At 72.0% G+C, this 7909-nt stretch carries 12 protein-coding genes; 4 read left to right on the forward strand and 8 right to left on the reverse strand.

Going from position 1 to position 7909, the window contains the following annotated elements; translation table 11 throughout:
* The coding region (locus H0488_RS20060) for a thioesterase family protein (protein ID WP_312856452.1) at positions 1–826 on the forward strand (826 nt) is incomplete at its 5' end.
* Between the two features lie 15 nt (positions 827–841).
* On the opposite strand, the gene H0488_RS20065 is transcribed toward H0488_RS20060, so the two are convergent.
* Entirely contained in the window at positions 842–1198 is a 357-nt protein-coding gene (locus H0488_RS20065) for a cupin domain-containing protein (RefSeq protein ID WP_183101000.1), read from the reverse strand.
* 141 nt (positions 1199–1339) lie between these two features.
* Here H0488_RS20065 and H0488_RS20070 point away from each other — a divergent pair, with 141 nt between their 5' ends.
* A complete protein-coding gene (locus tag H0488_RS20070; RefSeq protein ID WP_183101001.1) occupies positions 1340–1792 on the forward strand; it encodes a MerR family transcriptional regulator in 453 nt (150 codons plus the stop codon).
* On the opposite strand, the gene H0488_RS20075 is transcribed toward H0488_RS20070, so the two are convergent.
* From H0488_RS20075 to H0488_RS20100, 6 genes are all read right to left on the reverse strand, one after another.
* Positions 1782–2258, reverse strand: a complete 477-nt coding sequence (locus tag H0488_RS20075; protein ID WP_183101002.1) for a nucleoside deaminase — start codon at positions 2256–2258, stop codon at positions 1782–1784. The two genes, H0488_RS20070 and H0488_RS20075, sit on opposite strands and share 11 nt — an antisense overlap.
* A complete protein-coding gene (locus tag H0488_RS20080; RefSeq protein WP_183101003.1) occupies positions 2258–3064 on the reverse strand; it encodes a MurR/RpiR family transcriptional regulator in 807 nt (268 codons plus the stop codon). Before H0488_RS20080 ends, H0488_RS20075 begins: the two co-directional genes overlap by 1 nt.
* 25 nt (positions 3065–3089) lie before the next feature.
* Positions 3090–3407, reverse strand: coding sequence for a hydroxyisourate hydrolase (uraH, locus tag H0488_RS20085; protein ID WP_183101004.1), 318 nt, complete (start codon positions 3405–3407; stop codon positions 3090–3092).
* Positions 3404–3898, reverse strand: coding sequence for a 2-oxo-4-hydroxy-4-carboxy-5-ureidoimidazoline decarboxylase (gene uraD, locus H0488_RS20090; RefSeq protein WP_183101005.1), 495 nt, complete (start codon positions 3896–3898; stop codon positions 3404–3406). Before uraD ends, uraH begins: the two co-directional genes overlap by 4 nt.
* A 78-nt stretch (positions 3899–3976) precedes the next feature.
* The gene (locus tag H0488_RS20095; protein ID WP_183101006.1) at positions 3977–5131 is read right to left on the reverse strand and encodes an amidase; all 1155 of its coding nucleotides are present in this window, start codon (positions 5129–5131) and stop codon (positions 3977–3979) included.
* A gap of 11 nt (positions 5132–5142) precedes the next feature.
* Positions 5143–6201, reverse strand: a complete 1059-nt coding sequence (locus H0488_RS20100) for a hypothetical protein (RefSeq protein ID WP_183101007.1) — start codon at positions 6199–6201, stop codon at positions 5143–5145.
* A gap of 18 nt (positions 6202–6219) precedes the next feature.
* Here H0488_RS20100 and H0488_RS20105 point away from each other — a divergent pair, with 18 nt between their 5' ends.
* The gene (locus H0488_RS20105; protein WP_183101008.1) at positions 6220–6489 is read left to right on the forward strand and encodes a hypothetical protein; all 270 of its coding nucleotides are present in this window, start codon (positions 6220–6222) and stop codon (positions 6487–6489) included.
* On the opposite strand, the gene H0488_RS20110 is transcribed toward H0488_RS20105, so the two are convergent.
* Positions 6490–7554 (reverse strand): hypothetical protein, encoded by a 1065-nt coding sequence (locus H0488_RS20110; RefSeq protein ID WP_183101009.1) that lies wholly within the window; start codon positions 7552–7554, stop codon positions 6490–6492.
* A gap of 25 nt (positions 7555–7579) precedes the next feature.
* Between H0488_RS20110 and H0488_RS20115 the strand changes: the two genes are divergently transcribed.
* Positions 7580–7909, forward strand: a 330-nt coding sequence (locus tag H0488_RS20115) for a PIG-L family deacetylase (protein ID WP_183101010.1), incomplete at its 3' end; no start/stop codon positions are given.

A 7909-nucleotide genomic window follows, 5' to 3' on the forward strand; every position in this document is an offset into this window, starting at 1 on the left:
CCAGCTGCCCGCCGACGCCGGTGCCCAGTCCGAGTTCGACCGCGACATCGCCGTGACCCCGAGCGGCGACGACTTCGTCGGCACCATGTCCGACGGCTGGCGGGTCGGCGGAGGTCTCAACGGCGGCTACCAGCTCTCGCTGCTCGGCAACGCGATCCGGGCCGCGCTGCCCGAGCACCCCGACCCGGTCGCGGTCAGCGCCTACTACATCTCGCCGGCGGTCGCCGGGCCCGCCCGCGCCGTCGTACGCCCGCAGCGGGTGGGTGGCCGCACCGCCACCGTCGCCGCCGACCTGGTGCAGGACGACGACGTGCGGCTGACGGTGCTCGCGACGTACGGCGACCTCGACGCGTTCCCCTCCGACGACGTGCGCACCACCGCCGAGCCGATCGCGATCCCGCCGCGCGAGGAGTGCGTGTCCAACACGCTGGCGCCCGACGAGGTCAAGCAGATGGCGCCGTTCACCCAGCGTTTCGAGATGCTCTTCCACCCCGACGAGGTCGGCTGGGCGGTGGGCAAGCCGAGCGGCCGCGGGCAGATCACGGCGTGGTTCCGGCTGGCCGACGACCGCGAGCCCGACCCGCTGGCGCTGCTGATGGCCGTCGACGCACTCCCTCCCGTGACCTTCGACCTCGGCCTGGTCGGCTGGGCGCCGACCGTGGAGCTGACCGCCCACGTGCGGGCCAAGCCCGCTCCCGGCTGGCTGCGGCTGCGCCACCGCACCCGCAACATCGCGGGCGGGATGTTCGAGGAGGACTGCGAGGTCTGGGACTCCGCGGACCGCCTGGTCGCCCAGTCGCGGCAGCTGGCGCTGCTGCCGCGCTGAGCCTTCTCGGGTCCGTCAGACGGCGACGGTGTTGATGCCCGGCGTCTCGTCGGCGCGGGTGAACTCGACGAACTCGGTGTCCTCGTCGATGTGGACGTTGTGGCCGGGGCGGATGAAGTAGGCGTCGCCGGCCTTGATCGTCTCGTCCGCGCCGTCGTTGAACCGCACGGTCACGCTCCCCTTGAGGCAGTAGCCCCAGTGCGGCTCGCTGCAGGCGCCGCCCGGCAGGTCGGCGAACATCGGGCCGGTGTCGAGCCCGGCCTTCCACTGCTCGAGGGCGACGAACATGTCGCCTGCCCGGGCGCGGTGCTGGGTGCCGAAGCCGTCGAGCTCGATCGCGAGGTCGGTGTTGTCCCGGGTGAAGCTGCCCATCGTTCTTCTCCTTGCTCGGGGACCGCTGGTCGGTCCCATGGCGCGGACCGTAGGCCTTGAACCGCGGTGCAATGTCAAGGCGACGAAAGGCAAGGACCAGCACTTGACCTTGAACCCGGGTGCAAGGTCTACCGTGGGCAGATGCGGATCTCCGAGCTCGCCGAGCGGGTCGGAGTGGCCACCTCGACGGTGCGCTACTACGAGCGGATCGGCCTGCTGTCCGGCCCGTCGCGCACCTCGTCCGGTTATCGCGACTACGACGAGGACGACGCGGCTCGGCTGCTGTTCGTGACCCGTGCCCGACGGATGGGCCTCAGCTGTGAGCAGGTCGGCTCGCTGCTCGGCATCTGGGCCGGCACCCACTGCGCCAACGCCGCGGAGCGGGTCGGTCAGCTGATCGACGAGAAGCAGGCCGAGATCGAGGAGCGGATCGACGAGCTGCGCGGGTTCGCCGCCCAGCTCGACTCGGTGCGGATGGCCCTCCGCGCCGCCCCGCCTCCCGACACCTGCCGGACCGACCTGACCTGCTGCGTCCCGGAGTCGCCGGGTCCCGTCGTACTCGACCTGGTGCCGCGGTCGCGGGTCAGTACCTGACCCGGTCGGACTTCGCGAGCCAGGCTTCGAACGGCGCGAAGCCGGTGGGCAGCGGGTGGGCGGAGACGGCCATGGTCCACTCGGTGCGCGGCCGCTCGAACAGCTCGTAGAACTCCCGGTCGTCGAAGCCGCCGCGGGCCGCGTCGTCGCGATCGGCGGCGAAGACGACCCGGTCCAACCGGGCCCACAGTGCGGCGGAGACGCAGAGCGGGCAGGGCTCGCACGACGTGTAGAGAGTGCAGCCGGCGAGGCTGAAGTCGCCCAGCACCGAGCACGCCGAGCGGATCGCGACCACCTCGGCATGCGCGGTCGGGTCGTTGTCCCTCGTGACCCGGTTCTGCCCGGTGGACACCAGCTCGTCCCCGCGCACGATCACCGCCCCGAACGGGCCGCCACCGCCGGCCACGTTCGCGGTCGCGAGGTCGACGGCGTGGGCCAGCCAGGTCGTGTCGTCGGTCGTCGGCATCACTCCACCTCGCCCATCCGCTCGTAGGTCTCCGTGATCGATCGCACCCGGCGGCTGCCCGCGCGCCCACAGGCACCGAGAACCGCGTCGGCCAGGACGCTCACCATCGCCATCGGCGCTGCGTAGCTGTCGAACGCCAGCGAGTGCTGCAGGGGGCACTCGAGCCAGATCGACACCTGCGACGCGTGGGCGACGGCGGTGGGATCGCCGATCAGGATCACCGAGGCGCCCGTGGTGCTGGCCTCGGCGAGGAAGCCCGCGAAGCCGTGCGGCCGGCGGCGGAAGCCCACGACGACGACGACGTCGTCGGGACCGAGGCCGACCAGCTCCTCGCCGGTGGTCTGGGCCGGCGCCGGCCCGACCTCCACGTCGGCGCGTGCCTGGACCAGCTGCTCCCGCAGGTGCAGCGCGACCGGATAGCTGTTGCGCCAGCCGATGACGTACACCTTCCGCGCCAGCGCGATCAGTCCCGCGACCTCGGGGATCCGGGGATGCTCGATCGCCCGCAGGATCGCCGCCTGCTCGATCGAGGCCAGCGCCTCCGCGTTGGGCGCGCCGTCGACCAGCCGCGGCTCGCCGGCGCTCCGGAGTGCCCGCAGGTGTTCGCGCACCTCGTCGAAGTCCTCGAAGCCGAGGCTGCGGAACAGGCGGCTCATCGTCGCCCGGCTGACGCCCGCGAGGTCGGCGAGCTCGGCCGCGCGGTACGTCGCCAGGTCGTCGAGGTGCTCGAGCAGCGTCGCGGCGGCGCGCCGCTCCTGCGGCGTGAGCGCGTCGTGGCGCTCGGCGATCCGCTCGTCGATCCTCATCTGGTCCCCAGTCCTCGGTGTGTCATCAGCTGCCCCGATAGCTGGTGTAGGAGTAGGGGCTCAGCAGCAGCGCCACGTGGTAGTGCGGCTGGTCGGCGACGGTGGAGAAGTCGAGCGTGACCGTCGGGAAGAACGTCTCCCGGCCGGCCGCACCGAACCACTCGCCGGTCGCGTAGGTGATCCGGTGCCCGCCCGCGCCGAGATGGGTCTCGAACCGGACTCGGCCGTCCGCGTCGGTCGCGGCCCGCTCGGAGCTGCCGTCCGCTGCCGTCAGGAGTACGACGACGCCCGCTGCGGGTCGCCCCAGCGCGGCGTCGAGGACGTGGGTCGAACAGGTGCTCATGCGAACAGGTCCTCCATCCGGAGCAGTGCGATCTCACCGAGCTGCTGCTTCGTGACCGCGAGCTCGTCGGCCGGCTCGTTGCCCAGCCGCTCCTCCAACAGCGTGAGCAGCTCGGTGCCCGAGCGGCCCTTCGCGCGCACCAGGTAGATCCGTCCGAACCGCTCCTCGTAGGCGAGGTTGCCCGCCCGAAGACGCTCGGCGAGCTCCTCGTCGGCGGGGTCGAGCCCGCCCTGCTCGGTGCGCGAGTGCGCGGCGGCCGCCCCGGTCCCGGTCGGACGCTCACCGATGCGCGGGTGGTCGGCCAGCGCGCCCTCGACCTCGGCGGGCGTCCAGGTGGCCGCCTGGGCGCGGGCGGTGGCGAGAACCTGGGCGGCGTCGTCGTACGGGCGGCCGACGGCGAGGACGTGCACCCAGGAGTCGATGCCGACGCACGCCCGAAGCGCCGCATCGACCCGGTCGTCGGGCAGCGCGTTGAACTCCTCGATCCGCACGGACGGTCCTGCCTCTCCTCGGCCTCGAAACAAGGGCCGCGAGGAGAAGGTACGCCGAAACAGGCGTTGCACGGGGGCTTACGGGCTGCCGAGTTCTCCGTCAAGCTGCTGGGCGAGGTCCAGCAGGTCGCGGTCGCGTCCGGGCGCGGCGACCAGGCAGACGCCGCACGGCAGGCCCTCGACGGTCGTCAGCGGGATGCTGACGGCAGGCAGGCCGCCGATCCCGGCGATGCAGGTGAGAGCGAGCGTCGTCGCCCGGATCGCCTGCATCTGCACCGTCAGGTCGTCGCCGAAGCGCGGCGCGACGGTCGGCGCCGAGGGCAGGATCAGCACGCGGTCGCCCACCAGGTCGCGGATCGTACGACGTGCACCGTCGACCGTCGCGCGCGCGTCGTCGGCCTCCGCGGTGGTCACGCCGCTGGCCCGTTCGAAGCGCCCCCGCACGTCCGCGCCGAGGGTGTCGAGCCGCACCTCGAGCCAGGCGCCGTGCGCCTGCCACGCCTCCCAGGCCTGGAGCACGATGAAGGCCTCCCGCCACGCCGGCAGGTCGGTGAGGTCCCACTCCTCGTCCGCTGCCGTCCCGGGGAGCCAGCTGGTCACGGCCGTCGAGACGTCGCGGTCGGCGAGGTGGATGAGTTCGGGGACCACGACCAGGTCGTCACCGCCGCCGGGGGAAGCGGGGAGCAGCACCTCGCCGACCCGGGCCAGCTCCTCGGGGTCGCGGGTCAGCCAGCCGACGGCGTCGAAGGTCGGGGCCAGGGGCAGCAGCCCGTCGCGGGAGACCAGACCATGGGTGGTGCGGATCCCGTAGAGGCCCTGGTAGGCGGCCGGCACCCGGATCGAACCGCCGGTGTCACTGCCGAGCCCGACGGTGACCTCCCCGAGGGCGACCGCGGCGGCCGACCCGGACGACGAGCCACCGGGAACCCGTCCCGGGGCGGCGGGATTGGGCGGTGCGCCGTAGTGCTCGTTGACCCCGAAGAGCGAGTAGGCGAACTCGTCGGTCTGCGTGATGCCCTGCACCGACGTCCCGGCGGCGAGCAGGTCGGCCACCACCCGGGCGTGGTCGGGGGCCGGCACGGCGGTGGCGAGCCGGGCCCGGTTGCCGGCGCCGACGGGGTGGCCCGCGACGTCGTACAGGTCCTTGACGGCGACCGTCGATCCCGCGAGCGGGCCGTCAATTGCCCCGGCGACCAGCGGATCGCCGAGCTCGCGCCAGATCGTCGTGTCCATCCCCCGCGAACCTACCGGAGCAGCCGCGAACGGCTCATCGCGAACACCCAGCGGCGACCGGGGTGCTCGCTGAGGGACCAGAGCAGGTCGGTCTCGGGCCAGTAGACGAGGTCCTCGGGCCCCGGTGGTGTGGCCCAGCGCTTGGTGCGGAACGAGCCGGGTGTGCCGACGTGCAGGTGGCCGTAGCTCGAGCCGTGGGAGGAGGTGACGAAGTAGGTGCCGTCCACGACCGCGACGCCCTGCATCCGCCGCAGCCCGTCCTCGCCGTCGAGGATCGGGCGCGAGACCCCGTCCTCCGCGGTCGCGAGCAGCCCCGTCGCCGGGTCGGTCGGGAAGCGGGCGAGACGTCGGGTCTGCTTGCTGTTGCCGTACTCGCCGACGACCAGCGACGGCGGGTCGGTGCTGCGGTCCAGCGTCATGAACGAGAAGCGGAGCCGCTCCACCCCCTCCTCGTTGGCGGCGCGGTAGGCGAACCGCACGGGCAGCACGTACTCGTGGCCGTACGTCGCCAACCCGGCCGATGCCGGCACCCTCATCACGTCCTCGACCCGGCAGGTCAGGAAGCCCCGTCCGGTCGCCGCGACGTGCAGGTAGGGGCCGTGCCAGACGATCCCGCCGGCGTGCGCCTTGAGCGGCTTGAGCCCGGCGACGCCGTCGGTGACGGTCGGCTCGACCAGCAGCACGTGCCGGTAGCGCTTGGTCTCCAGGTCGATGAAGCTGACCCGCGAGCCTTCCCCGTGCTTGGAGTACCAGGACGTGACGAGCACGTCCCGCTCGACGTCGGTGCGCACGGAGTTGCTGATCCCCTGCGGATACCACCGCAGGTCGCGGCGGTCCCGGGCCTCCCAGGTGAGGGCCCGGTCGACGGCGAGGCCGAGCAGCCGCGGGTGCGGCAGGTAGGTGCGCCGCATCCGGCGGTCCAGGTCGCCGACCACGCCGGCGGCGCCGACCCGTCCGCCGCCATGCTCCGCGAGCAGGTCGGCGAGGGCGTCGACCTGGCCGATGTTCTCCTCGGTGCGGGTGAGATGGACGCCGAGGGGCGGAGGGGGCGGCTGGTCCACGGCGGTCATACGTAGATGATGACTCCTGTGAGGGGCATCTTCTTCGACGAGGACGACGCGCGCGCCGTGGCGTTGGCGCTCACCCGCGGCGGCTTCGAGGCGACCGTCGTCCGCGAACCGCTGGCCGGGGAGGACGACGACGAGGACCACCCGTGGGCCGTGCTCACCGACGCGCCGATGATCCAGCTGGAGATGCTGGTCGAGACGTACGACGGCTGGCTGGACCTCGACGACGAGACCCCTGCCGCCCCGCTGCCGCTGCCGGACGAGCCGAAGCGGATCAAGCGGCCGGAGTGATCAGTCGGGCAGGCAGAGGTCGGGCCCGGTACCGCCGATAAAGGCGCTGAGTGCCTGTTGCGGCCCTCGTTCGTACTCGGCGGACACCACGATGAGGTCGCCGTCGCGCTCGACATCGAACTCTCCCAGTGCGGAGAAGGGTTGGCGGCCCTGCGGCTCGATCCCCTCGGCAACCAGTTGCCGCCGGGCGTCGACGTCATCCTCCGCCGTGCTGTCCTCCGCGTACTCGAGCACGAACTGGCTCTCCGCCGACTCGCTGGAAATGACAAGTGCTCGGCGCGCGGGCGCCTCGAGGTCCGCGTACTCCGGCCAGAACCGTTCCGGTATCGGATGCCCGCTCTCGAGTCCGCAGGTCGCGGCACCGCCCGTCAACGCGACGTGCTCAGCCTCGCCCGCTACCTCGGCGAGGTCGTCGAACTCACCGTCGTCCGCAAGAGAGTCGACATCGTCGGCCGCGACGCCAGCAATGGTGTCCAGGGAGCCTTCCCACGCCGTCCCCGCCACCAGTTGTTCGTCGGGCACGAGCAGCATGTGGCTCCACGTGTACGTGCCGCCGACCGCTCCGGCGTCGTTCGCCGTGAACTGCTGAGCCTCGCCCGTCGAGGTGCCCGAGTAGTCGAGGTCGGACAGTTCTTCCGCAAGCGCGTCGAAGTCGAAGTCGTCGGTGACCTTCCACACCATCGCGTGTCCCGCGCCGCGGGCAGTTGCGAAGTCCCCCCACGACGTCTCGGCCTCCCAGACGATGTCGAACTCGTTGAACGATGCGTTCTGCATCGCCGCGAGCGAACCGCTGAGGATGGTGCCGTTCGACTCGACTTCGAGGGCCGTCCGGTAGCGCTCGATGTCGTCCTCGCTGACATCTCGCGGATCGATGTCGTCAACACCCTTCCGCTCCGCGATCGCTTGCCGGTCGGTGAAGACGACCGAGTAGCTGTCTGCAGGCAGGTACTCGAAGGCCTCGTCGAGCCTCGACCCACCGTCGAAGAGACCGCACCCCGTCAGCGTGGGCGCGGCCACGAGCGTGAGCCCCAGGGCCGATGAGACGAGGTGACGACCGAGACGCATGGGGACCATCATTACGCTCGTGGGCATGACCGACACCCCGGCACACCGGCTGCTCCTCGTTCACGCGCACCCTGACGACGAGTCGATCGGCCAGGGCGCGACCATGGCGAAGTACGCCGCCGCGGGCTGCGGCGTCACGCTGGTGACCTGCACCGCCGGCGAGATGGGCGAGATCCTGATCCCCGAGCTGGAGCACCTCGCCGCCGACAAGGACGACGGGCTCGGCGAGCACCGGAAGGGCGAGCTCGCGGCGGCGATGGCCGAGCTCGGCGTCACCGACTACCGGTTCCTCGGCGGCTTCGGGACCTACCGCGACTCCGGCATGAAGTGGCACGACGACGGCCACGCCGTCGCC

The organism is Nocardioides pelophilus (assembly GCF_014180685.1).
Classification (GTDB): Bacteria; Actinomycetota; Actinomycetes; order Propionibacteriales; family Nocardioidaceae; genus Nocardioides; species Nocardioides pelophilus.